The organism is Acinetobacter sp. 1124_18A, assembly GCF_052824995.1.
Genome location: NZ_VTDF01000002.1, coordinates 14,993 through 38,229, shown reverse-complemented (window position 1 = coordinate 38,229; position 23,237 = coordinate 14,993). Strand labels below are relative to the sequence as shown.

The window sequence follows — 23,237 nt, the reverse complement described above, 5'->3', positions numbered from 1 at the left end:
AGTTATAAAACGCGAGGATTAAATTGGCGCAATAAAAATAACGGTGTACGTAGACGAGGTATTTGAATTGGAGGAATTAACCCACCCGATAAATCAACTCGATGTAATCTTGCCTCAATGACTTTACCTAGTCCCATATCGTGTAAAGGATCATTTACAGTACCCGTAAAACGTAAGTTCATTTCTACACGACGGACTTCAAGTGGATGTTCTTTCGGAGTAAATCGAACCTCACGTGGTAGACCAAGGCCCAACCCACCTGTGATATTACGATGTGGTAGTCCTAAAATTGGAGGTGCATCATTAATGACTTCACCAAGCTTAGCTTCCATTTCAATGAGTGTTGTACCGCGGCGTGAGGCATTGCTAACAATACGTTTGCCATCATTTTCCCAACTAATCTCACCCATCTTTTTAGGATAGCCAAGCAACTCACGTCCAATAATCATGGCGCGGTCATCGTCCAAAATCATCCAAGGACAAAAGATTCCTGTTTTATTGCCAACCTTAATATGAACGAATAAACCCGCTTCATGATAAGCACCCGTATAGACATTTTCAGGGAAATAAGCACAGAACAAATCAGCTCTTGCAGGCTGAACCAGTGTCATTCCAGACGGTAACCAACGAGCCATCGCTTTTTCATCGACTTCAACAACAGCCGTCAAATACTGCGCATTGTGATAAAGCTTATTGCCAAGATTGGCTAAGCCCACTGGAACACTTAAATCATTGATGAGTTGTCTCATGATTTTAATCTCGAAAATACTTGTTTCAGAATTGGGAGCAATATGATGCGCGGGGTATAACGTCCCCCAAAAGTTTGCGCCTGCGCAATAAAACCGGGAATCACAATACGGCGATTGCAATCCATGCCTTGAATCGCTTCTTTAGCTACTCTTTCAGCCGTTACCCAAACAAAATTTCCACCGACTCCATCAATTTTGGTAATTCCAGCAACTTCATTAAAACCTGTTTTAGTAGGACCCGGGGCAAGTAAAGTACAGGTCACTCCTGTACCACCTAGTTCGCTATGTAAAGACTCTGCAAATGAGTTTGCAAATGCTTTAGTTGCCGCATATGTGGCATTTGCCGGAGTGGGTTGATGACCAGAAGTAGAGCCTACTATCAATATTGCTCCGGATTTTCGTTTGAGCATTTGGGGTAACACAGCTAAAGTCAGGTCGTGAATTGCCACACTATTGACTTCGACTTCTTCACGCTCTCGATCTGCATCTAACTCTTGAAGTCGTCCAAAAGTTGCAAAACCTGCGTTATTACAAAGAATTGAAACCTCAATACCTTCTAAATACTGACGAAACTTAGCTCTAGCTTGTCTATCTCCCAAATCACATGGATATAAATCTACAGATATTTGATATTCAGCTTTTAGTTTTTCAGCCAGTGCTTCTAATTTTTCGACACGGCGAGCGACTAAAACTAAGGAATAGCCTCGTAAAGCGAACTGTTTTGCTAACTCCTCTCCAATACCAGATGAAGCACCTGTAATCACAACGCGAGATGAGGCTCTTGGAATAGGTAGGCTCATAATTCTTGCTCAAAATGGAATAGATTGATTATTCCGAAGTTTTGACTTGAGCGTGAGATGTAGATCAGACATACTGATAATCATTTTCGGCCACAACAAAAAAAGAATATGAAGGATCCTTATGGGCTATCCAAAGCCAGCATTCCTATTTCTTATGCTCATTTATTATTAGAAATTATGGTAGACAAAGGGTTTTCTGCGCTTGAGATTTTGAAAAAAAGTAAAATTCCCTTAACACTTTTAGACCAATTAGACGCCCGAATTACCCCAATGCAATGGTCTAAATTGGCTTGGGAAAGCTTGCTATTGTCCAAAGATTCTGGCTTGGGATATGAATATGGACTAAAACTGCGTTTAACTGCCCATGGGCCAATGGGATATGCCTTAATGAGCAGTCCCAATTTACGACAGGCTATTGAGGTTTCAACACAATTTTTTAATATGCGATTAAAAGATTATCGTATTGCTCTGCTAGATGAGCATGAATTTTCTATTATTGAAATTAAAGAAACTCACCCTGTTGTCAGTAATCAACCTGCTCAAGCGGAAACACTAAGACGTTTTTTTTATGAATGTTTGATGATTGGCGTGATTCAAGCTGGTCAGTTTTTAAGAGAACATGATTTAGCTGATATTGAGTTATCGGTTGAGTGGTCAGAACCTAGCTATCACAAAGCTTATCAACATCTATTGCCACCTATTCGATTTAACCAAGCAACTAATCAAATTCGGTATAAAAAACAGCTTCTAGATTTGCCCATTAAAATGGCAGATCCGATTGCCTTTAAACAAGCTCTTTCACAGTGTGAAGCTGAACAAATCCGTTTTTCCGAGCAAATTAAAGATATATGCCTGAGTGTAAAAATAGAATTAAACCTAAAACCACAGATTGGTTATCCTTCGTTTGATGAAATTTCGAATCGCTTAAATATGTCTAGCCGAACACTGAGACGCCACTTAAGCCAAGTCGGTTCTTCATACCTGCAATTATTAGAAGAAGCTCAACAAAAAGAAGCTGAAAACTTATTACTCAATAGTGATATGGAAATACAAGAGATTGCACTTTATCTGGGCTATATACAGCCTACGAATTTCACGCGGGCTTTTAAGAAATGGACTGGAATAACGCCAATCCAATTTCGAAAGAAAGAAATATAAAAAACTAAACTATCACAAACAAATGTGTGTATCTTGCTTTAAAGCATTTGCATTGGTTGTTATTGGCTGGCTGAATAATTCGGTCTACCCCGACTTTATGAAAGCTGTATTTATTAAAATATACAAAGGCCTAAATCCGAACAATTTAAACCTTTTTGTTTTTAGATAAGAACTATAGCGTTAACTTAAGATAAGAATTCTTTAATCGTCTCTTGCATATTTGTAGTAGCGCGACCAATTAACTGGTGCAGATCTTTGCTATCACTATACAAGCCGCCTTTAGATACGCCTTCATCTGAATCTGCCAAGATGCCAGCAAACCCTTCTGGTATACCCAATTGTACCAAGAGCGCTTTATATTCTTCTTCTGGTAAGTCTTGGTAAATGACTTCTTTTTTACTGATTTCACTTGTCCATTTTGCAACTTCATCAAGGGTATAGCTCGTATCACCTGCTAGTTCATAAACTTTATTTTCATGCCCTTCTTGAGTTAATACTACAGCGGCAGCAGTCGCATAATCTAAGCGTGAAGCAGAAGCAATTTTACCGTGATGCGTTGCCCCGAAAATTTTGCCATGCTCAACTGCTTGGGCAAGTCCCATCGCATAGTTTTCGCTGTACCAGTTATTACGTAATAATGTATGTGAAATATTCGATGTTTTTAAATATTGTTCAGTCTCTACATGTTCTTGTGCTAATAGAAGCGGTGATGTATCTGCGTTTAATAAACTCGTGTAAACAATAAATTTTACCTGTGCAAGTTTTGCCGCATTAATCACATTTTGGTGTTGTGCTGTACGTTGACCGATTTCATTTGACGAGATTAATAAAAGCTTATCAATACCAGCCAATTGAGCCGAAAGTTTATCTGCGTCTTGAACATAATCAAAAGCGCGAACTTCGATCCCTTTTGAGCTTAAATCTGATGCTTTTTCTGGATTGCGAACTAATGCCACAATATTTTTTGCCTCAGTACGTTCGAGTAATTGAGAAATAACCAATTGGCCGAGTTGACCTGATGCACCAGTAATTGCAATACGCATGATGATCTCCATCTGATGTAGTTGATATCTTTCAATCATCGTAGTACCTTAACTTACTAAAAGTAAGTACTTACCTAAAAGTAAGTTTAGAAACAAATGTAAAGTTTTGTAATTAAGGTGGTGCGCGATGAAAGGATACGTTTTTTCAGCAGATTGTCCCTCTCGGAAAATTTTGTTAACACTCACTAGCCGTTGGAGTGTCTTGATTTTAGTAGCACTTCGAGATCAACGTCTGCGCTTTAATGAGTTAAAAAAACTAATTGATGGCATTAGTGAAAAGATGTTGGCACAAACCTTAAAAACACTTGAGCAAGATGGTTTTATCGTACGTCAGGATTATGCAGAAATACCGCCTCGTGTAGATTATCAATTAACAGACTTTGGACGAGAGGCTTCCGAACGACTATTTGATTTAACGACTTGGCTTGAAAATAATTTATCCAAATTATTAGAAAATCAGCCGAGTGCAGACATCGCTCAAAATTGACTCGGGAAATAAAAGTATTATCGTATATTAAACATTCAAACTGGTTTCACTCACCACTTTATGTTAGTATTATTTTAGTAGTTACTATTAAGTTTATTAATTCGATATGAGTAAAAATAGCAATCTTGAAGTCTGCCCAATCGCTAGAAGTCTTTCTGTTCTAGGTGATGCGTGGAGTATGTTGATTTTACGTGATGCTCATGCGGGTTTTACACGTTTTGATCAGTTTCGTAAGAGCTTAGGCATTGCACCAACCATGCTAACTAAACGGTTATCTGTTTTAGTGGAGGAAGGCTTACTCGAAAAAAGACAATACTCCGAACATCCGCCGCGTGAGGAATACCTATTAACTCAAGCCGGTAAAGATTTTTTACCTGCTTTATTTGTGATTGGCGCATGGGGCCGAAAATATAAACCTTATGGCCAGCCCGAAAAAATGGTGACTTTTCTTGACGCAGAACAAGGCACTGAGATTAAACCGATTGTGATTGATCAAATAACGGGAGCTGAAATTGGCACCCGTCCTATTAGTCAAAAATAATAAATAATTTAAATATATAAAAGCACTCAATTGGAGTGCTTTTTATTGTGCCTATTTAAAGTAAATCAGCTATTTTGCTCGGCTACGTTGGGTTGCATAAGTTCCCCAACCATTACGTAAAACAGATTTAATAAATGCCCATAAACCACTTTCATAAGGTTTTGGCTCTCTACCTTGACCTATGCGTTTTAATTGTTGGGTGTACCAAAGTACTTCCATAACGCCTAGACTATCAACCTTCTTAATGCCTGTTTTGATGGGATGCACCGACCGAAGACCATTTTTGCCCGCCAGCAAATATTTAGGTACATCAGGTTCAATTGCCATAATTCTTGCAATCCCAATGACATCACACGCTTGAGACTGCAAAGCTTGATTCATACCTTCTACGGTCCGAAAACCACCTGTAACCATCAGCGGTGTTTTTACGAGTGTTCTTACTTTTTCTGCGAAATCAATAAAGAAAGCTTCACGGGCAATAGTCGAAGCTTTTTGTGGCGCTTTAGCTACTCCTGATTCATAGGTACCACCCGATATTTCTATAAGGTCGATCCCTGCGTCCGCTAAAGCCTTGATCGTTTCTAAAGAGTCTTGCTCTGTAAAACCACCTTTTTGAAAGTCTGCAGAGTTAAGCTTAATTGCAATTGGAAACTCTTTACCGACTTGTTTTCGAATTTCTGTATAAACTTCCATTAAAAAACGACGGCGTTTTTCAGGCGTACCGCCCCACTCATCGTTTCTTAAATTATGCAAAGGCGACAAAAACTGGTTAATGAGATAACCATGTGCAGCATGAATCTCGACTCCACTAAATCCAGCCTTTTTACAAATCGCTGCGCTACAACCAAAGCGTTGAATAATTTCTAAAATCTCTGCATGTGTGGCTTCCTCAGGCGTCGCAAATAAAGATTGCATTTCTGGCCCGAACGGCACTGCCGATGCAGAAATATTACGTACATTTAACCCTTTTGTTGATTGTTTTCCCGGATGATTTAACTGTGCCCACAATTGAGAACCTTGATCGGTCACGGATTTTGCCCATTTTTGTAAAATCGCAAAATCACGCTCATCCTCAACAACAACATTCCCAGCCTCGCCCAAGGCACGTCGATCAATCATAATGTTGCCACTGATGATCATCCCAATTCCTGAGGCAGCCCAACGCTGATATAACCGAACATGTTTTTCGGTTGGATTATTTGAATAGGTGGCTAAGGTTTCACTGGTTGAAGCCTTCGCTAGTCGGTTTGGAATGCTGAAGCTATTTGGCAACGTTAAAGGCTGATTCAAAAGATTGGTTTTTAATTGCAGTTGAGTCATGGTCTTATCTCACACAGTTAAAGATGGTTTTGAATGAGGTTGAATAAAGTCCACTAAACTTTGAAACCACATCACATCCACAAAATTTCCTCTAATCACAAGGTCTTGTGTTTTAAGTGCCGTTAAAAACGTATTCACGCTGTCTTTAGCAGACAATACGGCGAACCCCTTGCTACCCGTTTTAAATGTAAAAATAAAACTGGGTGACTTGGTTAGTCCTGAGTAAGAGTTAATCTTGCCGTTTTTCACTTCGAAATAGCGCCCTTCACCACTTGCAGTTTGAATCTGAAAGATGACATTTTTATCTTTCACATAGGCCGCACATTTCGGATTCTTTTTTACCGCACGCTGCATGAGCTTGGTGAGCATCCACAGCAATAATTTAAATTTCATCATTTTTATCTTCTTGACTCATCAAATTGACTAGATCAAACTCATGTATCTATTCATCTAAAAACTGTATTGCATGCTTTACAAAGCGTTCAGAGTACTGAAATTGGGCGCCATGTCCTGCATCTGGATAGATAAATAGCTGCGCGTTTGGGATGTTAAGTGCCATGTGATATGAATTGATGGTCGGAATCATCACATCATCTACACCATTTAAAATGAAAGTAGGTTGTTTAATCTCACGTAAATGCGCAAAAGGATCTTGTTCATCAAGTTTAGGTAAAAAATGCATATTGGCTTCTATTTGTGCCTGCATGACTTCAACTGAACTTGCTGCATCTTGATCTTTACGCTCATGGCGACGTTGCCAAAATTCATGACCCGCTTGAATCGCAGCTTCAGAGCGACCAAAAAATAAAAAGAGAAAGTCTTCTTCAGATGGCACAGCAGTTGTTGCATGTTTCAAAACCAATGCAGCCACTTCTGGGTCGTCACCGCGTGGTTTACCGCCTCTTGGTCCTGTACCTAAAAGCATCAGCTTTCTTACAAGTTCAGGATGACGGCATACTAAATCTTGTGCCTGAAACCCACCAAGTGAAAAGCCTAACAGGTCAACTTGTTTTAAGCCTAAAGCACGAACGACTGCTGCCGCGTCGTCTGCCATATCCTCAATGCGAGTACGGGGCTGGCCTGTAGATGAAGCAATACCTCGACCATTAAACAAAATGACTTCACGCCCTTCTGCCAAACCATTTGTAATAATTGGGTCCCAATTGTCTAAACCACCTCGGAAATGCTGGAGAAAAAATAACGGTGGTTGCTCTGTATTTGCATTCCCCCATCGACGGTAGGCAAAATTTGCTCCATCTACTTCAATGAATTGGGTCTCTGCTGTTTGGTGAGTAATAGTAGTCATTATCTTTATCCTAAATTTAAGTTTCTGATTAAGCTAATTTTTATTTAGCTAAAAACGTGAGGGATTGTTTTACGAAATCATCATGAAACTGAAATATTCCCCCATGACCTGCATCTGGATAGATAACAAGTGAACTATTCGGTAAGCGTTTTGCTAAATCATAAGTATTTACTGTTGGTACCATTCGGTCATGATCACCATTGGCAACAAGAACAGGTTGTTGAATCACAGAAAGGTCAGCAGGTTTTTTACTTCCCCATTTTTTTAATGCTTTGAGCTGGGCACGATAGGCAGAAATAGTAATTTCTTTATCTCGGTTTTCAGTACGTTCATTAATACGTTGAATAAAGGCTTTTGCAGAAGCTTTACCATTTTCTGTACGAGTGAAGAAAAGATAAACCTTAGGGTCTTGACCAGTCACCATTCCACGAACTAAATCCCAATTAGAAACTCGCCCGACTGTACTAATTCCAGTACCGCCCGCAGGGCCAGTTCCCGATAAAATCATTTTTCGAACCAAATTCGGCTGTTTTAGCACAATCTCTTGTGAAATCATGCCGCCCATCGAGAAGCCGAATAAATCAACCTGCTTAAAGCCTTTTGCTTGAATGAAAGCAATCGCATCATCTGCCATTTGTTCAATTGACTTTGCTGGTTCACCAGTCGAAGCACCAACGCCGCGATTATCAAACACAACAACATGATGTTTAGCCGCAATTCCATCAATAATTCGTGGATCCCAGTTATCTAGTACAGCAGCTAAATGGTTTAAGAAAATGACAGGCGTTCCACCGTTTTGTTGACCATATTCTCGGTAAGCGAAGTTAACGCCACCTGCACTAATAAATTGAGTTGGTACATTCTTCCAATTTGTATCTTGCTCGGCGTGTTGCCCTGCTTGCGGATTGCTAACAGCACTTGATGACACTTTATGTGCCTGAATTGATGGTTCATTAAAAGAAACCGATGGCACAACTTCTGCCTGAGTTAAGGGAGCACTAAAAATAGATATCGCCGTCAAACTCATAGCAACTGTATTTATTAAAAAATTCATTTCTCTGATCCTCAAATTTAATTCATTGATCTGATTCATCTGTTTTTATGAGTGATCTTTCAAAGGGAGAAAAGATAAAAACAGAGTAAGTATCGATTTAATACCAACTATACGCATGTAAAAAAATATTGTCACTATCTTTTTAGTAGTAACTATTTTATTTTTAGATTATGATTAAAAAATCAAGTCGAAATTCATTCGTTAATTGACTACAAAATTTAAGTAAGGAACATGATATGACCAGCAAAGTAGTTCTAATTACAGGTGCATCTTCTGGTATTGGTTTAGCAACAGCAAACCTTTTACATGAGGCTGGATTTATTGTTTATGGCACAAGCCGACAAGCAAAAGATTCATCAAAATACAAATTCCATCTTATTGAGTTAGACGTAAATCAAGACAATTCAGTTGCCCAAGCCGTTGAGAAAGTAATAGCAACCGAAGGAAAAATCGATGTCTTAATTAATAATGCTGGGTTTGCAATAGCGCCTGCTGGTGCCGAAGAAAGCTCAATGCAACAAGCACAGGCTATTTTTGATACCAATTTTTTTGGTGCGGTTCGAATGACTCGTGCAGTGATTCCACATATGCGCCAGAAAAAATCAGGATTGATCTTAAATATCAGTTCAATTCTTGGGCTTTTACCTTTGCCTTTTGGCGCACTTTACTCTGCATCAAAACATGCACTTGAAGGTTACTCTGAATCTTTAGATCACGAATTAAGATCTCAAGGCATTCGTGTGTCACTTATTGAACCTGCTTACACCAATACGTCTTTGGGAGTAAACTTACTCGAAGCAGACAATAAAATTTCTTTTTACGATCAAACGCGTGAAAAACTACATAAACAAATGATTAATTCAATTAATAAGTCAGATGACCCGAGTGTAGTTGCCAATACAATTTTAACCGTCATTCAAAGCCAACAGGTCGTACCACGCTACACAGCAGGAAAAACTGCAAAAAGCTTAAAAGCGTTAAGACGATTTGCACCTGCAAAGATCTTTGACAAATTAATTCACCGCAGCTTGAAAGTTTAGAACAAACCCAAGCCTATAAAACTTTAAAAATAATTTCGAGAAATAGAGGTTTCAAATGAAAGCAGCCTACATTAGCCGTTATGGCAACATTGATGACGTACAGCTCAATGAACAATCTCAACCACCACTGACAGCGGACGCTGTACTTGTTAAAGTTCATGCTGCAAGTATTAACCCTCTCGACTTAAAAGTTTTAGAGGGTGAACTTAAAGCAATTCTGCCACTGAAGTTTCCTTTCATATTAGGCAATGATTTTGCAGGTACAGTCGTAGAAGTTGGATCGAACGTTACTCAGTTTAAAGCCGGAGATGAAGTCTATGCCAAGACAGATTTAAACGGTGCTTTTGCTGAATATACTGTGGTTCAACAGTCTTCACTTGCACTTAAACCTCAAAATCTTTCTATGGAGCAGGCGGCCTCTTTACCTTTAGTTACATTAACAGCATGGCAAGCTCTGGTTGAAATGGCAAAAGTTCAGCCAGGACAAAAAGTACTGATTCATGCAGGTTCAGGTGGTGTTGGCTCAATCGCAATTCAACTTGCCAAATCCTTAGGGGCTATTGTTGCAACTACAACAAGTGGTAAAAACGCTCGTTGGGTTAGAGAGCTAGGCGCAGACATCATTGTTGACTATAAAACGACAGATTTTGAGCAAGAACTTAAAGACTATGACGTGGTTTTAGATACGCAAGGTGGAAAAGCCTTAGAGAAATCAGTCAATGTACTTAAACGTGGTGGGCGACTTATCAGTCTTGCAGGTCCACCTGATCAAGCTACTACAGAAGCATTTAATCTGAACCGTTTTCTAAAATGTGTTATCCCGCTTCTAAGCTGGTCAATCCGACATAAAGCAAAAAAACGTGGCGTTACCTATTCATTTCTATTTATGCAGCCAAATGGTCAGCAGCTCTCAAAAATTTCCGAATTGGTCGAAGCTGGAAAAATTAAACCCGTAGTTGACCAAATCTATGACTTTATTCAAATTAAAGAAGCGCTCCAATATGTAAATACGGGCCGAGCAAAAGGGAAAGTCGTTTTAAATAATATTGCTGAACTTTGAGCATTTATTTAAATAAAAAACACTACGAATGGTCAAATCATTAAAGATCTTAATTACCCGACCATTCGTAGTAGCTTTATAAAATCAAAAGTAAGTTCTAGTCTATTTCTTCATTGGTATTCTTAAATGACTATGCCAATGAGGACAAGAATATTCCTTAAATACCAAATCATGATATTTATAGGATGCTTTCTGCTACAAGAAATAGACTTAAATACATATAAAAAACCTCAACGAGATATTGAGGTTTTTTTATACATTTTCGATAGTTTTATCAGTTTTGCTGATCTTTTTGCCGCTGTATATCTTTCTGATCTTTCACGTTTTGTTGCCGCTGTTGATTTGGTATATGGTGTTGGTATTGGTGGTTTTGTTGCTGTTGTTGATCCTGTTGGTTTTGCTCGAATTGTTGATCTTGCTGTTTATTTTGGCGATCTTGATCACTCTCTTGTTGCCGGTGTAGATCACTTTTTTGATTAGCCATATTAATTGTCCATTCTTTAATATGATTCATTTTTAAATTTACATCCTTATCATTATAAAGCTACCTACTTCATGTGACATTTTCTTTCATTGTAAATTTTATGATTGAAGATAAAAATATATGACTAATAAAGATGCATTTATTTAAATTTTCTAAAAATATAAATTACATTGACTACTTGATAAAACAAATTTTATTTTAGATTCCACAGATTAAAATGCTTTTCTCTCACCCCAATCCCAACAAAAAATACTCAAGCAACCTCTCCCGTTCATCTGGTTTACTCGGGTCTAAAAGCTGAACCATTGCTCCATCAATCACAAACAAAAACATGTGCGCATCTTGTTTTGAAGCATTTGCGTTAGTTGTTAAAAGCAGATTATAAATTTCCTTGATCAACCAGTTTCGATAGTCAATTACGACCTGATACGCCTTTGGATGTGTTTTCGCAATTTCAAAAATAGCTTTAAAAGGCAAATGATATAGCCCTTCTAAATCGGCATGTAAAAAGTATATTTTTCTAAGTTTTTCAACTAGCGTTAAGTCTTTTTGGACATAAATAATTGAAAGTAATTCTTCTTTTAAACCATCTTTTTGAAAGGTCAGACTCATTTCGATAAGACGTTCTTTTGAGTGAAAATAATTATAAAACGTGGCTTTCGGAATTTTTGCTGCTTCAATAATTCGGTCTACCCCGACATTGTGAAAGCCATGTTTATTAAAAAGATATCTTGCAGAATGAAGCACACTTAAAGCACGAAATGGGAGATCTGAATGTGGCATAGTTTTACCGTTATAAAATAAATTTTTGTTGTATATAAATGAGATATAAAAAGCCTTGACCCTTTTAAGGGTGAAAAAAGGCGTAACAAAGCCATAAAGACTGTGCTTGGCACATCTCAAGTTTTATTGTTGCTAAGTTTTTAAACGAAATGATTTAAAGTTCGACAAGCCTAAAGGCCATCAAACCATTTAAAGATGGGTTAAGTGGTGTCGATATAGCTTTTGGCAAAGGCTGCCAAGAAATAATGAATGTGCAAAGCCAACTCCTTTTTATTGGGAGTTCTGCCAAAACATTATAAATTATGGTGGCAGAACGGAAGTGGGTTGACGGACTGGGTTCGACATCCAGCACACTCGAAAGTGTCCCACTCCCGTCCTACCGCTACGGGAGGGAACGAGGTGTGCACACATGAAACTATTCCTCAGAAGGAATAATCTGATGTGGTCGATCATCGGTCCGTCAAAACCGACTGGCAATGTAGGCCAGCCCGCAAATGGTAATCTGCAATATTTAAGGTGTCAATGTGAAATTGGCTAGAAAATATTTAATTAATTATTGTTTTTCATTTAATTACATATTTAAGAATATCCTTAAGTATGAGATTTATTTAAGTTAGGCTTAAAAGCTACTCTAACGGTATAAGTTGGAAAAAGTGGTTCTAATAGGATAGTTTCATTAAAAATAAAAACTTTAGGGCACAAAGCCATAACGTCGTATATATTTTCAATTATTGATTTCAGCTTAGAAGTAAAGACTGGAATATTCTGATCATCTGCAACAACATAGACATTTTCATTGTGAATTGTTTGCATGCTTTCTAACAACTCATCCATGTCAACAACTTTGAAATCTATATTTTTCCATAAAATATAGTTTTGTTTTATAGGATACATATTCAACTTCGTATAAACATCTTCTACGTCTATATCACTAATAATTTGAAAATCATTTTTGAGCGCATTTTTGCATTCTTCAAATAAGGACATATCTTTTACCTAATTTTCTTTTAAGATTAATAATCTATTCCAGATGTATTTTATAACTTTTCAGCTATTAATTTATCGGATTCTTAGTTCTGCCCTACAAAATATATCTTGCTGTCTTGCTATTTTTATGTATGATTGAGTAATCACTCAATTAATATATTTGTGTATGGCTCGTCCTCGTAGTGAAGATAAACGTAATGCTATTTTAAGTGCTGCTATTGAAACATTGGCAGAGCTTGGTGAACGTGCGTCTACCTCAAAAATTGCTAAAGTCGCTGGCGTGGCGGAAGGTACTTTATTTACCTATTTTAGTAGCAAAGAAGAGTTGCTTAATCAGCTCTATCTTTCACTCAAGGCTGAACTGCGTCAGGTCATGATTCTCAATTACCCTGCTCACTCCGATTTGCAAACACAAATGTCTCATATTTGGCAAAGCTATTTGGACTGGAGTTTAGAAGCTCCACTCAAACGCAAAGTAATGGCACAGCTTTCAACCTCTGAACAAATTACCGAGCAAAGCAAACAAATTGGTATGCAAACCTTTTGCGATCTGACCCAAAATATTCAAGAACATATTAATAGTGGAACACTACGTGACTACCCACCGTTATTTATTGCTTCAATTTTGGGGGCACTTGCGGAAGTCACACTGAATTTTATTGCCCAAGACCCTTCTCAAACCGAGCGTTATCGCAAATCGGGTTTTGAAGCATTTTGGCATGCAGTTTCAATATAAATAAAAGATAAGGACCTACGGCGTCCTTATTTTTGAACCAATTAATGAGTGAGTAAATACTCATTTATATAAATATTAATAAGTACTCTTAAAGTTCTTATTTGCACATATAGGTTTATTCCAACTAAAGGAAAAACAAAATGACTATTTCAAACACAACAGACTTGCCTTCTCCCTTAATGCCATCTCAACAGCACAATGGCAAATTTAGAAATACGCGTCCAAATCAACACAAGCCTTCTTTTGGCAAAACGCTCCAGCTCATGTGGAAATTTCTATTTAACAAACCAAAAGACACCGTTCCAAACAAAGAAATTCCTGTTTTAAGTTTGTCGAAAGAACAACTATTAAGTGCACCCGATCGCTCTCTATTTCGTTTGGGGCACTCAACCATCTTGTTAAAACTGCAAAATGAATTTTGGCTAACCGACCCTGTTTTTTCAGAGCGTGCATCACCTTTTCAATGGCTTGGACCAAAACGTTTCCACCAGCCACCGATTAGCATTGCAGACTTACCGCCGATTAAAGGCGTGATTTTGTCACATAACCACTACGACCACCTCGACTACCATGCGGTTATGCAACTTAACGATAAAGTTGAGCATTTCTTAACACCGCTTGGTGTGGGTGACACACTCATTAAGTGGGGAATTCCAGCAGAAAAAGTTCAACAACTCGACTGGTGGGATACTACCCATGTGGATGGACTAAAATTAGTGGCTACCCCTGCTCATCATTTTTCAGGCCGTGGTATGGGCGATAGCAATGCGACGCTTTGGGCTTCGTGGGTAATTATTGATAATGACTTGCGTGTATTTTTCAGCGGTGACACAGGCTATTTCGATGGGTTTAAAGAGATTGGACATCGTTATGGGCCATTTGATCTGACCATGTTAGAAACTGGTGCTTACGACCCTGAATGGCCCGATGTTCACATGCAACCAGAGCAAACTTTGCAAGCACATATCGATTTAAAAGGTCGTCATTTGTTGCCTGTGCACAATGGTACTTTTGATTTGGCACTTCATGCTTGGGATGACCCGTTTGAACGTATTGTCGGTTTAGCTAAAGAAAATGCCTTAGCGATTAGCACACCGCAAATGGGAGAAGTACTGAACCTAAATGAGCCAAATGTTGAAAATTATTGGTGGCGTTCGTAAGTTTTTTTGATAATTTTTAAATTATTTATTTCGGTCAATTTTACTTTAAAGGTTTTTAAATTCAGTTATATACCCTCCTAGGATGCCATCTAAGCTACTCTCAAATAAAACTAGGACTAACTCTGGCTTAGTTTTATTATTGACTCAAAACACAGACTGTATTAGTCTGTGTTTGTAATTGATCAATTATGAAATTAAATGGCTTATATCACTAGTAGCGTCGAGTATGCGATTCACTGTCTTCTTTTTCTTGTGAACAATGAAGACAAACCTTTGAGTAGTAAGGATCTTGCTGAACTACAAGGAGTCTCTCCAAGTTTTATGGCAAAGATTTTTCCTAAACTTGAAAAGGCAGGTCTCGTTATTGCTCAAGAAGGTGTTCGTGGTGGGTATTTACTCGCTCAATCCGCTCATGAAATCAGTTTTTTAGATATCGTGAATGCAATCGAAGGTGAAAAACCGCTCTTTGAATGCCAAGAAGTTCGTGGTAAATGCGCGGTCTTTAATCATGCTCCACCAGATTGGGCAACCAGTGGTGTGTGTGCAGTACATGCAGTTATGCTACAGGCCGAAAAAGCCATGCGAGATGCTTTAGGTGCTCATACACTTGGTGATATTGCTGACCGTTTTGGCCGTTATGCACCCGACGTATTTTTTAGTGATGTAAATGGCTGGATCAATGAACGCATCGAAGGAAGAACAGCAAAAATGCGGAAAAACAAAATCTCACCGGATACCCCCGACTAATGAGCTGAAAGGGTCTCAAACCCTAGAGTAATAACACCCCCTAATCGTTTTAAACGCCTTCTCAGATTTTTCGGACAATCAGAGAAAGGATTCGCTCACCCTAAATTTTGTGATGAGTTGGAATTTGTTGTCCGAAAATCTATCAAAAGGATAATCAAATGAGTAAACGTATTATTATTGCAGGTTCTGGCTTTGCTGGTTTATGGGCCGCACTTGCTGCACAAAGAGCAATTCACTTGGCTTCGCAAGAACAAAACATTGAAGTGGTGATGGTTTCCCCTAGCCCGAATGTTGATATTCGTCCTCGTCTTTATGAAGCTGTACTAGAAAACATGAACCCTGATATTTCAGAGTTATTAAGTGTAGTTGGGGTTAAATTTCTGGCAGGTTGGGTAAATAAAATTGATGTCGACCAACAGGCAATTGAAGTTTCAACCACCGATGGCAGCAAACAAACTTTAAGCTATGACCGTTTTATTCTGGCAACCGGAAGTACGACGTTTATGCCGCCTATATCAGGTCTTACCGAATATGGCTTTAGCGTAAGCACACTAGAAGATGCTGAGAAACTAGACCAACATCTTAAAAACTTAGCTAAGAAACCTGCAAATGCAGCGCGTAATACGGTGGTGGTTGCTGGTGGTGGCCTTACTGGGTTAGAAACCGTTACCGAAATGCCTGAACGTCTGCGTAGCATTTTAGGTGAAACTGATGTCCGTGTAGTTTTAGTTGATTCCTCAACAGAAATTGGCGCGGCGATGGGTGACCAAGCTGCTACCGTTATTCGAGAAGCTCTTAGCGAGCTTGGTGTGGAAGGTAAAACTGGACTACGGGTTACAGCACTAGATGCATCAGGTGTAACGCTTTCTAATGGCGAAAGAATTGAAACAGAAACCGTGATTTGGACTGCCGGCATGCGAGCCAACTCACTCACCTCTCAAGTTACTGGTGAAAAAGATAATTTAGGACGTATTTTAGGTGATGCTTATTTACATGCACCTGAAGCAAAAAATATTTTTGTGACTGGCGACACTGTAAAAGTTCCAACCGATGATTTAGGTAACTTTAACGTGATGTCTTGCCAACATGCCATGAGCCTAGGTCGTGTAGCGGGTTACAATGCTGCGGCAGAATTGGTTGATTTACCACTTCATGCCTATAGTCAACCGAAGTATGTGACTTGTGTTGATTTAGGTCCTTGGGGTGCACTCTATAGCGAAGGTTGGGATCGTCAGGTTCAATTTGTGCATGATGAAGCTAAAAAAATTAAACGCGAGATTAATACCGTCTGGATTTATCCACCAGTTGCAGACCGCGAAGCAGCTTTCGCAATAGCCAACCCTGATTTTGTGATTGTTCCTTAAAGTTAGCTTTGCAAGATCAAATCACTTTATTTAAACACTCGAAAAGCAAAGCCGTCATTGGTTTTACTTTTCGGGTTTATATTTGAATCATTAATAATTAAGACTTTTCTAGCTCTTCTATTATCGCTAAAGCAGTTTTTGTAGCTGAAAACGGATTTTGACCCGTAATTAGGTTTCCATCCTGAACGACATGAGAGGCAAATGGAATAAAAGCTTTTTCATAGTGAGCACCATATTCTTTCGCTAACTCTTCGGCATTGTACGGCACTTTTTTCGCAACACCCGCTAAAACTTCTTCACTCCAAGCAAAGCCGGTTAACTTTTTATCTTTTATCAGTCTCTCACCGTTTGAAAGACGTACATTGAGCAAGCCACAATAGCCATGACAAACACTTGAAACGATACCGCCCTTTTCATAAATGTTTTTGGTGATTTCTTGCAGCTCAGGATTGTCTAAGAAATCCCACATCACACCGTGACCACCTGTGTAGTAAATCACGTCATAATCTTGCCAATTAATATCTGACGGTTTATGGGTGTTAGCGAGCAAAGTCATAAATGCCTGATCATCTTCTCTCGCTTTTACTGATTTATCGGCTACTAAGACTCCCAATGATTTGGGTTCAATCGGTGTTTTACCACCATTTGGACTGACAATATCTTGTACGTAGTTTTGTTTCTCAAACTCATCATAGGCATGTGTCAGTTCACCTAACCAGAGGCCTGTCGGTTCATCTATATCTTTATAGCGTGAAATATTTGTCACGACATGTAATATGCGTTTAGACATTTTCTCACCTCATTTTTCATACTTATAATTGTATTCATCACCTCATCAAAGCATAGAAAACTGTTACTGAAAGTCTGTGCTTGGTAAAGTTATGAACCTTACTAGTGAAAAGGTCAGCTTATCTTTTGGTAGTGAAGAGCTATCGCACCAGAAGCAAAAGTTTTATTTTCAATGAGTTTAAGATTTGTCTTTTCTTGAATACCTTGAAATAGTGGTAATCCATTACCAATCAGCACAGGTGAAACTGTAATTTTATATTCATCAATTAAATCATGTTGCATCAAATAGTGCGCGAAACGAGGGCTCCCTAAAATAACCATATCCTTGCCTGCTTGCTGTTTCAGCTTATTAATTTCTTCTTTGACATGATCTTTTACAAGTCTGGAGTTATTCCATTCAACTTTGTCTAATGTAGTAGAAAAAACAATTTTTTCAGTCTTTTCAATCCATTCAGCATGATTCCGTTCGTGCTCCGAAGCTTCTGGGTTTGAAAGCATAGTTGGCCAGTAATTATGCATCATCTGGTAAGTCGCACGTCCCCAAATCACCGTATCAACAGTGCTTAAAATTTCTTTTGCATGATTTGCTAAATCGGCATCGTAAGCAATCCATCCAATGTCCATTGCCCCATTTGGACCTTCGACAAAACTATCAAGCGATGCATGCAGAAACAGTATTAGTTTTCTCATGATTTACATTCCTTTGTTCATAAAAAATATGTACTACTTTTTAGTATATTCAATTTGAATTATTTCTTATGGAGTGTTTTGTTTTCTGGTTTTCCTTATACCTATGTAGCACTATATTTATTTGAAATATTTATAAATTTTATAAACTCCCTGAACAAGAATGACTCCTTGTTCGGGGCTATTACAACTATGCTGTTTTAATAATAGCTTTATTAATTTATGACTAGTGGACTAGAACCTGACAGCTCGGTTACAAGCTTATAACCCATCAGCTTTGCAGGTGTATATGTGCCACCTTTAACTGTATTTTGAGTAAATAATTCACGATAGTCAGTGAACCATTGACCATAGGGCTATAAGCCTTTTCTGTTTGGACGCGAGCTGTTTTTATTTCTCCACTTTTTAAAATTTTATGCTTTTAATTACTCGCGAATAAACGCCAGTAAGTCAGCATTAATCACTTCATGGTTCACCGTTAACATGCCATGAGAAAAACCTGGATAGATTTTAAGTTGGCTATTTGGGAGCAACTCAGCAGATTTCACACCAGAAGTTGTATAAGGCACAATCTGGTCGTCATCACCATGCAATACCAAAACAGGAACTGTGATTTTCTTTAAATCTTCGGTGAAGTCAGTTTGTGAAAATGCCACAATACCATCGTAATGTGCTTTTGCACTACCGGTCATGCCCTGACGCCACCAATTAGAAATGATACCTTCTGATGGCTTCGCATCAGGTCGGTTAAAACCATAAAACGGGCCAGATGGAAGGTCACGATAAAATTGTGCACGGTTTGTGAGAACTTGATTTTGTAGGTCATCAAAAACTTCTTTTGGTAACCCTTCAGGATTATTTTCAGTTTTAACCATCAGTGGAGGAACTGCACTGACAAGCACGGCTTTTGCAACGTTCTCTTGACCATGACTGGCGATATAGTGAGCCACTTCACCGCCACCTGTTGAGTGGCCAATATGAATTGCGTTTTTAATGTTCAGATATTTAACCACCTCTGCAACGTCATCTGCATAATGGTCCATATCGTGACCATCCCACACTTGACTAGAACGACCATGTCCACGGCGGTCATGAGCAACTACACGAAAACCTTCTTTAAGGAAAAAAAGCAATTGTGTGTCCCAATCATCTGAACTTAAAGGCCAACCGTGATGAAAAAATAAAACTTGGGCATCGTGTGGTCCCCAATCTTTATAGAAAATTTCTACGCCATCTTTTGTGGTTACATAACCCATCTTTGTTCTCCTGTTGAAAATCTGCTTATAGATTCGTTATCAAGGTCTAAATATTTATACTAAAGTTAAAGTTGATTTTAGGGTCAATACTATCAATTAATATTGAAATAAAATTTATATCAAGACTCCGCTGTACTTTGTATCTTTTTAATCTTTAATTGTTTTTATTTCATTTAAATGTCAGAGATTTTACATATTATTGCCGATCTCAATGAAAAATTAGATTTAAGCTTAAATACTCTTGTTCTAACTTTAAAACATGTCAACTCTGAATCGTATATCAATAAATCAATTCTGCTATATATAATTAATGAAAAATGGCGCCAAACAGAAGTTCAATCTCATATCCTTTTTTTACACAAAAGCTGTTGTCAAAAAAGATAGGGTTTCAGAAACACGTTGACCTTTAACAAAACTGCTAAATGAATGAGGGACTACCATCATTCTACATTTTAACGTTATAGAAGATACTCAGGTTGTAATAGATTTACCGGTTAAACTTCTTTGATATTTGGCGGTATGATTACCGCCCTCGTTTTAGCTAGTATTTATCAAATTAAATAAACTTAAAGCTATCAATAGATCCTAGTCTAATTAGATATCTAAGTTAGGCTATTTTCGCCATTTCTATACTACGCTGCTGTAATAGCCTCACTGATTGCTTTGCTTGCCAAGCTAACTCTATCATATCAACATCAGGAATTTGGTCATTTTCTACCACCATTTTTCCGGCCACAAACATGGCTTTAATATGTGCTCGCCCACCACTCGCCACAGGTCCAATCGCCATATCATGTAAGCCTAAATAACGCGGATCATCCAATTGGTAAATTACTAAATCTGCCTGTTGTCCAACCTCAATTGAACCGACCTGATCCAAACCTAAAACCTTAGCACCACCTACTGTTCCCCAACGAATAATATCCTCAATACTTGCAGCATCTGCGCCCCCTTCAAATAACCCACCCTCATATTGTGGTGTAGCCAACATGCCCTTTCTGGCGCGTTGTAATAACCATGCAGCATGGGTTTCAGATAACATATCCGCGGCTTCATTCGAGCCCGCCCCATCCACCCCAATCGAAATAGTCATACCTGCTTGTTCTAGACTGACCAGATCGGCAATGCCACTACCCAAACGTGCATTACTCTGAGGGCAATGCGCAATTCCTGTTTGAGTTTGGCCTAACAACTGGATTTCTTCAGGTAATAGCTTAACCAAATGGGCAAACCAGACATCGCTTCCAACCCAATCTTGCTCTGCACAAAACTGTACAGGTGTCATACCAAATTTGGCTCTAGCCGCATCCAGATAATCCACCGTTTCAGATAAATGGCTATGCATCCGAATACCCAATTGTCTAGCAATCTTGGCACTTTCACGTAATTGCTGAGCTGTGGTCGAATGCAAAGTCGAAGTCGGTGCCATTACGATTTTCCGAAATGCATCTGAACTCGGTTGATGATATCGCTGTACTAGAAGCTCTATATCTTCCATATAGTCTTCAAATCTCTCTGGACGCAGTGCTTGTGGTAACTCACTTTCCAAGCCACGCGTTAAAGTTGCGCCACCTCGACATAAAACAAAACGCATGCCTAATTTTTCGGCTTCATCAAATAAAATTGCAGCACCATCGAATGGCATTTGTGGCCAGTAAAGATAATGATGGTCAGCTACTGTTGCACAACCTGACCGTAATAATTCGATTAACCCAATGCGTACTGCGACCCGAAATGTGGCTTCATCGAATGCACCACGAAATCGATATGGCGTACTAGCAAGCCATGAGGTTAAGTTTTGATTCAATCCGTGAGGTTCGCCCTTCAATAAGGATTGAAATAAATGATGATGAGTATTTACCCATGCCGGATAAATTACACAGTCTTTCGCATCGACAATCTGTTCATTTGGCTGTGGTGTCAGTTGTCCCAATTCAATAATTTTACCTTCTTGAATACGGATATCGGTAAATGAAGAACGTGCTGCATCCCCCGATAACCCTGTCAAAATGGCATAAGCATTTTTGATTAAATAGCGATGATTTAAAGAACCATTATTTGAAAGACCAGAACTCATATTTGTTCACTCTCATGCCATTTACTTAAAAAGAAATGACTTAATAAAGACATCAGCACAAATAAACCCAAGCCTGTGCACGTGATAAGAAATAGTGCTGCAAACATCAATGGTAAATCCAGTTGAAAACCTGCTTGCAAGATTTGATAAGCCAGTCCTGCACTAGTGCCACCAGCTCCAGCAACAAACTCAGATACCACAGCGCCAATAAGTGCCAAGCCAGAGGAAATACGCAATCCACCAAAGAAATAGGGCAAAGCATTCGGCACACGTAAGCGCATTAAAATTTGCCAACGACTGGCTTTATTGATCTGAAAAAGATTGAGCAAACCTTTGTTTACACTACGCAGACCTAAAGTGGTATTGGTCAATATCGGAAACACTGCGACCAACATGGCACAGACGACCAATGCTAATGTTGTATTTTGAATCCAGATAATTACCAATGGCGCAATAGCAACAATTGGAGTCACCTGAAATAAAATGGCATAAGGCATAAAACAGGCTTCTACTACACGGCTTTGCACAAAGACAAAAGCGATCAAGGTGCCAATGACTACAGCACAGACAAAAGCCAATAAGGTAATTTTTAGCGTGATTAAGAGGCTTCCAAATAACACACTGGACTCTTTAATCATTGCCATAACAATATCGCTGGGTTTTGGCACGACATATACAGGTACTTCAAGCTGTTGGAAACTCAACTGCCAAACCAGTAGGAATATCAGGCCCAATCCTAGTGGAGCTGCAATACGTTGTACCTTTGGATGTTCTAATAATGGTTTAATCATGACTATGCTCTCCGCTTGCCTCAGCTAATAATTGGGATAGACGTGAGCATTGTTGAATAAAGACTTCCGAACTACGGAAAGCTTCATCACGCACACAAGGCCCTTCAATTTTTAAATCAGCCACGACACGCCCTGGTCGTGCTCCCATCACAATGACCCGCGAAGATAAATAAACTGCCTCATAGATACTATGAGTAACAAAAACCACGGTTAAATCTCGTTCAGACCATAATTGACGAATATCACTGTCAAGTTTATGGCGAGTAAATTCATCCAAAGCCCCAAAAGGCTCATCCATTAACATTAAATCTGGTTCATTCACTAGAGCACGAGCCAAAGAGGCACGCATTTGCATGCCCCCCGAAAGTTCTCGTGGATAAGCACTACTAAAATTTTCTAAACCAACGGCTTTTAACGCAGCCATGACTTTGGGGTTACTCGCTGATTTCGAAATATGCTGTAAATCCAAAGGTAAACGTACATTTTCTGCAATATTAGCCCAAGGCATCAGCGTTGCCTCTTGAAATACCATTGCCATTTTGCATTGTGATTGAATCTCAGCCTTGCCATTCCAACGTACCAACCCTGCAGAAGGTTGCTCCAGATCGGCAAACATTTTCAGTAAAGTACTTTTTCCACAACCTGATGGTCCAAGTAATGACACAATCTCACCACGTGCAATATTTAAATCCAAACGTTGTAAAGCATTCGTACCATTTGGATAGGTCTTTTCTACCCCTCTGACCATAATCATGGGCGTAATAAAATTTGAAGATTCATCTATGGGTGTATCAATTGATAATACAGAATTCATATGG

25 protein-coding genes and 1 pseudogene are annotated in these 23,237 nt (G+C 38.8%); 10 read left to right on the top strand and 16 right to left on the bottom strand.

Annotated features, from left to right (window positions below; translation table 11 throughout):
• Positions 1-2 precede the first annotated feature (2 nt).
• On the bottom strand, positions 3-749 hold the full coding sequence (locus FY048_RS04710) for an acetoacetate decarboxylase family protein (RefSeq protein ID WP_446090321.1): 747 nt from the start codon (positions 747-749) through the stop codon (positions 3-5).
• A complete protein-coding gene (locus FY048_RS04705) occupies positions 746-1,549 on the bottom strand; it encodes an SDR family NAD(P)-dependent oxidoreductase (protein ID WP_446090320.1) in 804 nt (267 codons plus the stop codon). Before FY048_RS04705 ends, FY048_RS04710 begins: the two co-directional genes overlap by 4 nt.
• A 108-nt stretch (positions 1,550-1,657) precedes the next feature.
• Between FY048_RS04705 and FY048_RS04700 the strand changes: the two genes are divergently transcribed.
• A complete protein-coding gene (locus FY048_RS04700; protein ID WP_446090319.1) occupies positions 1,658-2,707 on the top strand; it encodes an AraC family transcriptional regulator ligand-binding domain-containing protein in 1,050 nt (349 codons plus the stop codon).
• Positions 2,708-2,892: 185 nt separating this feature from the next.
• On the opposite strand, the gene FY048_RS04695 is transcribed toward FY048_RS04700, so the two are convergent.
• Positions 2,893-3,750 (bottom strand): SDR family oxidoreductase, encoded by an 858-nt coding sequence (locus FY048_RS04695; RefSeq protein ID WP_446090718.1) that lies wholly within the window; start codon positions 3,748-3,750, stop codon positions 2,893-2,895.
• Positions 3,751-3,877: 127 nt separating this feature from the next.
• Here FY048_RS04695 and FY048_RS04690 point away from each other — a divergent pair, with 127 nt between their 5' ends.
• Positions 3,878-4,237, top strand: a complete 360-nt coding sequence (locus tag FY048_RS04690; RefSeq protein WP_216985011.1) for a winged helix-turn-helix transcriptional regulator — start codon at positions 3,878-3,880, stop codon at positions 4,235-4,237.
• Positions 4,238-4,343: 106 nt separating this feature from the next.
• Positions 4,344-4,778, top strand: a complete 435-nt coding sequence (locus FY048_RS04685; RefSeq protein ID WP_446090318.1) for a winged helix-turn-helix transcriptional regulator — start codon at positions 4,344-4,346, stop codon at positions 4,776-4,778.
• A 69-nt stretch (positions 4,779-4,847) separates the two neighbouring features.
• Here FY048_RS04685 and FY048_RS04680 read toward each other — a convergent pair whose 3' ends face one another.
• From FY048_RS04680 to FY048_RS04665, 4 genes are read right to left on the bottom strand one after another with little or no spacing between them, the layout of a single operon-like run.
• Positions 4,848-6,098, bottom strand: a complete 1,251-nt coding sequence (locus FY048_RS04680) for an NADH:flavin oxidoreductase/NADH oxidase family protein (protein WP_446090317.1) — start codon at positions 6,096-6,098, stop codon at positions 4,848-4,850.
• Positions 6,099-6,107: 9 nt separating this feature from the next.
• On the bottom strand, positions 6,108-6,494 hold the full coding sequence (locus FY048_RS04675) for a helicase (RefSeq protein ID WP_446090316.1): 387 nt from the start codon (positions 6,492-6,494) through the stop codon (positions 6,108-6,110).
• A gap of 46 nt (positions 6,495-6,540) precedes the next feature.
• Entirely contained in the window at positions 6,541-7,404 is an 864-nt protein-coding gene (locus FY048_RS04670) for an alpha/beta fold hydrolase (RefSeq protein ID WP_446090315.1), read from the bottom strand.
• Between the two features lie 40 nt (positions 7,405-7,444).
• Positions 7,445-8,458, bottom strand: coding sequence for an alpha/beta fold hydrolase (locus tag FY048_RS04665; protein ID WP_446090314.1), 1,014 nt, complete (start codon positions 8,456-8,458; stop codon positions 7,445-7,447).
• Positions 8,459-8,694: 236 nt separating this feature from the next.
• Between FY048_RS04665 and FY048_RS04660 the strand changes: the two genes are divergently transcribed.
• The 3 genes from FY048_RS04660 (at position 8,695) to FY048_RS04650 (ending at position 11,038) form a co-directional block, all read left to right on the top strand.
• Positions 8,695-9,498, top strand: coding sequence for an oxidoreductase (locus FY048_RS04660; RefSeq protein ID WP_004642960.1), 804 nt, complete (start codon positions 8,695-8,697; stop codon positions 9,496-9,498).
• Positions 9,499-9,553: 55 nt separating this feature from the next.
• Entirely contained in the window at positions 9,554-10,558 is a 1,005-nt protein-coding gene (locus FY048_RS04655) for an NADP-dependent oxidoreductase (RefSeq protein WP_311085095.1), read from the top strand.
• 126 nt (positions 10,559-10,684) lie between these two features.
• The gene (locus FY048_RS04650; protein WP_446090313.1) at positions 10,685-11,038 is read left to right on the top strand and encodes a hypothetical protein; all 354 of its coding nucleotides are present in this window, start codon (positions 10,685-10,687) and stop codon (positions 11,036-11,038) included.
• A 232-nt stretch (positions 11,039-11,270) separates the two neighbouring features.
• Here the strand turns inward: FY048_RS04650 and FY048_RS04645 are convergent, their stop codons facing one another.
• On the bottom strand, positions 11,271-11,825 hold the full coding sequence (locus FY048_RS04645; protein WP_005046854.1) for a TetR/AcrR family transcriptional regulator: 555 nt from the start codon (positions 11,823-11,825) through the stop codon (positions 11,271-11,273).
• A 591-nt stretch (positions 11,826-12,416) separates the two neighbouring features.
• Positions 12,417-12,812: a CDI toxin immunity protein gene (locus tag FY048_RS04640; RefSeq protein WP_446090312.1), complete on the bottom strand. Its 396-nt coding sequence runs from the start codon at positions 12,810-12,812 to the stop codon at positions 12,417-12,419.
• A 166-nt stretch (positions 12,813-12,978) separates the two neighbouring features.
• On the opposite strand from FY048_RS04640, the gene FY048_RS04635 reads away from it, so the two are divergent.
• From FY048_RS04635 to FY048_RS04620, 4 genes are all read left to right on the top strand, one after another.
• Entirely contained in the window at positions 12,979-13,548 is a 570-nt protein-coding gene (locus FY048_RS04635; protein ID WP_198495696.1) for a TetR/AcrR family transcriptional regulator, read from the top strand.
• Between the two features lie 140 nt (positions 13,549-13,688).
• The gene (locus FY048_RS04630) at positions 13,689-14,708 is read left to right on the top strand and encodes an MBL fold metallo-hydrolase (protein WP_446090311.1); all 1,020 of its coding nucleotides are present in this window, start codon (positions 13,689-13,691) and stop codon (positions 14,706-14,708) included.
• 198 nt (positions 14,709-14,906) lie between these two features.
• On the top strand, positions 14,907-15,455 hold the full coding sequence (locus tag FY048_RS04625) for an RrF2 family transcriptional regulator (RefSeq protein WP_446090310.1): 549 nt from the start codon (positions 14,907-14,909) through the stop codon (positions 15,453-15,455).
• A 158-nt stretch (positions 15,456-15,613) separates the two neighbouring features.
• The gene (locus FY048_RS04620; RefSeq protein ID WP_446090309.1) at positions 15,614-16,819 is read left to right on the top strand and encodes an NAD(P)/FAD-dependent oxidoreductase; all 1,206 of its coding nucleotides are present in this window, start codon (positions 15,614-15,616) and stop codon (positions 16,817-16,819) included.
• 97 nt (positions 16,820-16,916) lie between these two features.
• On the opposite strand, the gene FY048_RS04615 is transcribed toward FY048_RS04620, so the two are convergent.
• The 7 genes and pseudogenes from FY048_RS04615 to FY048_RS04585 form a co-directional block, all read right to left on the bottom strand.
• Positions 16,917-17,609, bottom strand: a complete 693-nt coding sequence (locus FY048_RS04615; RefSeq protein ID WP_016138017.1) for a type 1 glutamine amidotransferase domain-containing protein — start codon at positions 17,607-17,609, stop codon at positions 16,917-16,919.
• A gap of 113 nt (positions 17,610-17,722) precedes the next feature.
• Positions 17,723-18,298: a dihydrofolate reductase family protein gene (locus FY048_RS04610; RefSeq protein WP_446090308.1), complete on the bottom strand. Its 576-nt coding sequence runs from the start codon at positions 18,296-18,298 to the stop codon at positions 17,723-17,725.
• A gap of 212 nt (positions 18,299-18,510) precedes the next feature.
• Positions 18,511-18,695 (bottom strand): annotated as a pseudogene (locus FY048_RS04605) (hypothetical protein); the annotation flags it as partial.
• A gap of 25 nt (positions 18,696-18,720) precedes the next feature.
• Positions 18,721-19,551 carry an alpha/beta fold hydrolase gene (locus tag FY048_RS04600; protein WP_446090307.1) on the bottom strand — a complete coding sequence of 277 codons (831 nt, stop codon included), beginning with the start codon at positions 19,549-19,551 and terminating at the stop codon, positions 18,721-18,723.
• 607 nt (positions 19,552-20,158) lie between these two features.
• On the bottom strand, positions 20,159-21,628 hold the full coding sequence (locus FY048_RS04595) for an amidohydrolase family protein (RefSeq protein WP_446090306.1): 1,470 nt from the start codon (positions 21,626-21,628) through the stop codon (positions 20,159-20,161).
• The gene (locus FY048_RS04590) at positions 21,625-22,419 is read right to left on the bottom strand and encodes an ABC transporter permease (RefSeq protein ID WP_446090305.1); all 795 of its coding nucleotides are present in this window, start codon (positions 22,417-22,419) and stop codon (positions 21,625-21,627) included. Before FY048_RS04590 ends, FY048_RS04595 begins: the two co-directional genes overlap by 4 nt.
• A complete protein-coding gene (locus FY048_RS04585; RefSeq protein ID WP_446090304.1) occupies positions 22,412-23,233 on the bottom strand; it encodes an ABC transporter ATP-binding protein in 822 nt (273 codons plus the stop codon). The genes FY048_RS04590 and FY048_RS04585 overlap by 8 nt, the downstream gene beginning before the upstream one ends.
• Positions 23,234-23,237 lie beyond the last annotated feature (4 nt).

What these genes read in the sequence shown, in the direction of transcription:
- FY048_RS04710 (WP_446090321.1), bottom strand. Translation starts at nt 749, where the DNA reads ATGAGACAACTCATCAATGATTTAAGTGTTCCAGTGGGCTTAGCCAAT.
- FY048_RS04705 (WP_446090320.1), bottom strand. Translation starts at nt 1,549, where the DNA reads ATGAGCCTACCTATTCCAAGAGCCTCATCTCGCGTTGTGATTACAGGT.
- FY048_RS04700 (WP_446090319.1), top strand. Translation starts at nt 1,658, where the DNA reads ATGAAGGATCCTTATGGGCTATCCAAAGCCAGCATTCCTATTTCTTAT.
- FY048_RS04695 (WP_446090718.1), bottom strand. Translation starts at nt 3,750, where the DNA reads ATGCGTATTGCAATTACTGGTGCATCAGGTCAACTCGGCCAATTGGTT.
- FY048_RS04690 (WP_216985011.1), top strand. Translation starts at nt 3,878, where the DNA reads ATGAAAGGATACGTTTTTTCAGCAGATTGTCCCTCTCGGAAAATTTTG.
- FY048_RS04685 (WP_446090318.1), top strand. Translation starts at nt 4,344, where the DNA reads ATGAGTAAAAATAGCAATCTTGAAGTCTGCCCAATCGCTAGAAGTCTT.
- FY048_RS04680 (WP_446090317.1), bottom strand. Translation starts at nt 6,098, where the DNA reads ATGACTCAACTGCAATTAAAAACCAATCTTTTGAATCAGCCTTTAACG.
- FY048_RS04675 (WP_446090316.1), bottom strand. Translation starts at nt 6,494, where the DNA reads ATGATGAAATTTAAATTATTGCTGTGGATGCTCACCAAGCTCATGCAG.
- FY048_RS04670 (WP_446090315.1), bottom strand. Translation starts at nt 7,404, where the DNA reads ATGACTACTATTACTCACCAAACAGCAGAGACCCAATTCATTGAAGTA.
- FY048_RS04665 (WP_446090314.1), bottom strand. Translation starts at nt 8,458, where the DNA reads ATGAATTTTTTAATAAATACAGTTGCTATGAGTTTGACGGCGATATCT.
- FY048_RS04660 (WP_004642960.1), top strand. Translation starts at nt 8,695, where the DNA reads ATGACCAGCAAAGTAGTTCTAATTACAGGTGCATCTTCTGGTATTGGT.
- FY048_RS04655 (WP_311085095.1), top strand. Translation starts at nt 9,554, where the DNA reads ATGAAAGCAGCCTACATTAGCCGTTATGGCAACATTGATGACGTACAG.
- FY048_RS04650 (WP_446090313.1), top strand. Translation starts at nt 10,685, where the DNA reads ATGACTATGCCAATGAGGACAAGAATATTCCTTAAATACCAAATCATG.
- FY048_RS04645 (WP_005046854.1), bottom strand. Translation starts at nt 11,825, where the DNA reads ATGCCACATTCAGATCTCCCATTTCGTGCTTTAAGTGTGCTTCATTCT.
- FY048_RS04640 (WP_446090312.1), bottom strand. Translation starts at nt 12,812, where the DNA reads ATGTCCTTATTTGAAGAATGCAAAAATGCGCTCAAAAATGATTTTCAA.
- FY048_RS04635 (WP_198495696.1), top strand. Translation starts at nt 12,979, where the DNA reads ATGGCTCGTCCTCGTAGTGAAGATAAACGTAATGCTATTTTAAGTGCT.
- FY048_RS04630 (WP_446090311.1), top strand. Translation starts at nt 13,689, where the DNA reads ATGACTATTTCAAACACAACAGACTTGCCTTCTCCCTTAATGCCATCT.
- FY048_RS04625 (WP_446090310.1), top strand. Translation starts at nt 14,907, where the DNA reads ATGGCTTATATCACTAGTAGCGTCGAGTATGCGATTCACTGTCTTCTT.
- FY048_RS04620 (WP_446090309.1), top strand. Translation starts at nt 15,614, where the DNA reads ATGAGTAAACGTATTATTATTGCAGGTTCTGGCTTTGCTGGTTTATGG.
- FY048_RS04615 (WP_016138017.1), bottom strand. Translation starts at nt 17,609, where the DNA reads ATGTCTAAACGCATATTACATGTCGTGACAAATATTTCACGCTATAAA.
- FY048_RS04610 (WP_446090308.1), bottom strand. Translation starts at nt 18,298, where the DNA reads ATGAGAAAACTAATACTGTTTCTGCATGCATCGCTTGATAGTTTTGTC.
- FY048_RS04600 (WP_446090307.1), bottom strand. Translation starts at nt 19,551, where the DNA reads ATGGGTTATGTAACCACAAAAGATGGCGTAGAAATTTTCTATAAAGAT.
- FY048_RS04595 (WP_446090306.1), bottom strand. Translation starts at nt 21,628, where the DNA reads ATGAGTTCTGGTCTTTCAAATAATGGTTCTTTAAATCATCGCTATTTA.
- FY048_RS04590 (WP_446090305.1), bottom strand. Translation starts at nt 22,419, where the DNA reads ATGATTAAACCATTATTAGAACATCCAAAGGTACAACGTATTGCAGCT.
- FY048_RS04585 (WP_446090304.1), bottom strand. Translation starts at nt 23,233, where the DNA reads ATGAATTCTGTATTATCAATTGATACACCCATAGATGAATCTTCAAAT.